This window comes from Nitrospira sp. BLG_2, from assembly GCF_049222245.1.
Map to the genome: position 1 here is coordinate 1 of NZ_JBLYIG010000707.1, position 2,344 is coordinate 2,344.

General features: G+C 56.6%; 3 protein-coding genes. All 3 read right to left on the reverse strand.

What is annotated here, in order from left to right; genetic code table 11:
* Nucleotides 1-41: 41 nt before the first annotated feature.
* Nucleotides 42-1,139: a 4-hydroxythreonine-4-phosphate dehydrogenase PdxA gene (gene pdxA / locus ACOSYY_RS18640; RefSeq protein ID WP_421664369.1), complete on the reverse strand. Its 1,098-nt coding sequence runs from the start codon at nucleotides 1,137-1,139 to the stop codon at nucleotides 42-44.
* Nucleotides 1,129-2,130 (reverse strand): sodium:calcium antiporter, encoded by a 1,002-nt coding sequence (locus tag ACOSYY_RS18645; RefSeq protein ID WP_421664371.1) that lies wholly within the window; start codon nucleotides 2,128-2,130, stop codon nucleotides 1,129-1,131. The genes pdxA and ACOSYY_RS18645 overlap by 11 nt, the downstream gene beginning before the upstream one ends.
* On the reverse strand, nucleotides 2,127-2,344 hold a 218-nt coding region (gene larC / locus ACOSYY_RS18650; RefSeq protein ID WP_421664373.1), incomplete at its 5' end, for a nickel insertion protein. The genes ACOSYY_RS18645 and larC, both read right to left, overlap by 4 nt.

The following is a 2,344-nucleotide window of genomic DNA, read 5'->3' on the forward strand; positions in this document are numbered from 1 at the left end:
CTTCTATCTGTTGCCGAATAATGATAAGGCCTTTCGACACATCAGGCGACATGTCTGGCCCGTCTCTTGTTGGTTGGAGTTGCAGCCATTCTTTTTTGAGCGATCCTATTCTGAGTGATCCTGGCAGCCACCTTGACAGCCTCAATCAGACTTCCGGGATCAGCGACGCCCTTCCCGACAATATCAAAAGCTGTTCCATGGTCCACTGAGGTGCGGATGATAGGCAAGCCCACGGTGAGATTGACGCATGTGCCGAAGGCGACAAGCTTCAGGGGAATGAGGCCCTGATCGTGGTAGAGGGCGACAACGCCGTCAAACGATCCTTTCGCGGCTTTCCCGAATAAGGTGTCAGCCGGCAGAGGATCACTTGCCAGAATACCTTTCCGCTGGGCCGCACGGGCAGCGGGACGAATCACTCGAGTCTCCTCCTCGCCGAACAATCCATGCTCACCGGCATGGGGATTGAGCGCAGCCACACCTATCCGGGGACGTTTGATGCCGAACAGCGTCGTCAGCGCCAATTGAGCCAAGCGGATCGCTTGTCCGATCTTGGCTCGGGTCAGCAGCAACGGGAGATCTTTGATCGCGACATGTGTCGTGACGAACATGATGCGTAGCGGCCCGCCCACGATCATCATGCCCGACCTCTTGGCGTGAGTGAGATCGGCCAATAATTCGGTATGGCCAGGGTATCGGCAGCCGGCCATATTGATGGCTTCTTTATTGATGGGCGCCGTCACCATTCCTTGGATACAGCCGATTTGAGCCAGTTCGACGGCTTTTTTGATGAAGACGACTGATGCGGCACCGGTTTCCGCTGCTGCGATGCCGGGCTTGAACGTTCGCAATGGCGTATCCAGGGGATCCAGTACGGCCACTGTTCCTCTGGGCTGCACCATCGTTTCATGGCCGTGAACTCGGAATACGTTCAGTTTGAGTTTCAGTGCCTTGATCGTTCGCTCCATGACAGGAAGCGATCCGATGACGATCGACCGGCAAACATTGTCAAGATAAGTTACAGACAGAGCCTTAGCGATCACCTCCGGGCCGATACCGGCCGGGTCTCCCATCGTGATCCCCAACAGGGGAAGTCGGGGGGAGGAGGAACCTTTGTAAGGCGATTGCCATTTAGTTGACATAGAGATGCACCGTATAGCCGATATAGAAAACAGCCCCGGCGGCGAGTAGCCACGGCCGCCACTGGCCTCCGATCAGAATCTGAAGGATGCAGAATCCCACCGCCTGCACGGCCAAGACCATGGTGGTCAATGCCGGTGGGGCGATCAACCATCCGGTTCCGACCAATCCCAGAGCGACCGGGAAAGTGCCTTGAAAAACCATGGCTCCTGTAACGTTGGCCACGGCGAGCCGGTCTTTTTTGCGATAGAGCCAGAGAAAGCTGTTGGACATCTCCGGCAGCTCGGTGGCGAGCGGTGCGATGAGCAGCGCTAAAATCAACGGCGACATCGCGAACAAGCCGGCCATCGATTCTGCGGCCATGACAAACAAATGGGCGCCCAGTATTAACCCGCCTAATCCCAAGATGGCTTGAAATCCAATCATCGCATACGACGGTATGGCCGCGGTCTTGTCGAAGATCAAGGGTTCCAGCTCACCTCCTTCGTCACCGCCGGACGGTGCGAATTTGAGCTTCATGTAGTAGATGTACAAACAGACCAATAGACCGGCTGCGACGAGGTGGATCAGCCTGGAGGGCACGAAGGCACACCCCAAGGCGACAAAATATCCGATCATAAAAAATGTGAGGTCTGTCAGGACTTCGCGATAATTGAGATGGAATCGGGCAGTCCGCTTACCGGCCCGAGCATAGAGCAACAGAAGAACGGCCAATAGGGGCAGCACCAGCGTGCTGAGCATGAAAGGCGCGCCTAAGATAGCGCCCAAGCCGACCTCGACCTCCTCCCGGCTTTCCCCGAAGAAAATCGCAATGATCGGAATCGAGGTTTCAGGCAGCGTCGTGCCGATTGCGGCAAAGACGCTGCCTACGGCACCCTCGGAGATGCCCAGCCGCTTACCCAGCCATTCGATGGCATTGGTAAAGAGCGCACAACCGCCTAACGTGACCGCGACGGAGAGGAGAAAGAGCAGAACATAGTAGAGAACGGTCACGCTCGGCCTCGCACGTGTGCCATTTGATTTTTTTGAGGTCCTCGTCGATAGGTCCGCAGCGCTTCCTCCATAACCGTCTTGAGGGGGCGACCGGTTCGTTTTGCAATGGCCTTGCAGTCCTCATATTCGGGGGCCGCTTTTTCCCATCCGGCGCCGACGGCGGCGACTTTCATGCGAACGACTCCGCCTTGAGTCGTGACAGGGACGATTCGTC

What these genes read in the sequence shown, in the direction of transcription:
- pdxA (WP_421664369.1), bottom strand. Translation starts at nt 1,139, where the DNA reads ATGTCAACTAAATGGCAATCGCCTTACAAAGGTTCCTCCTCCCCCCGA.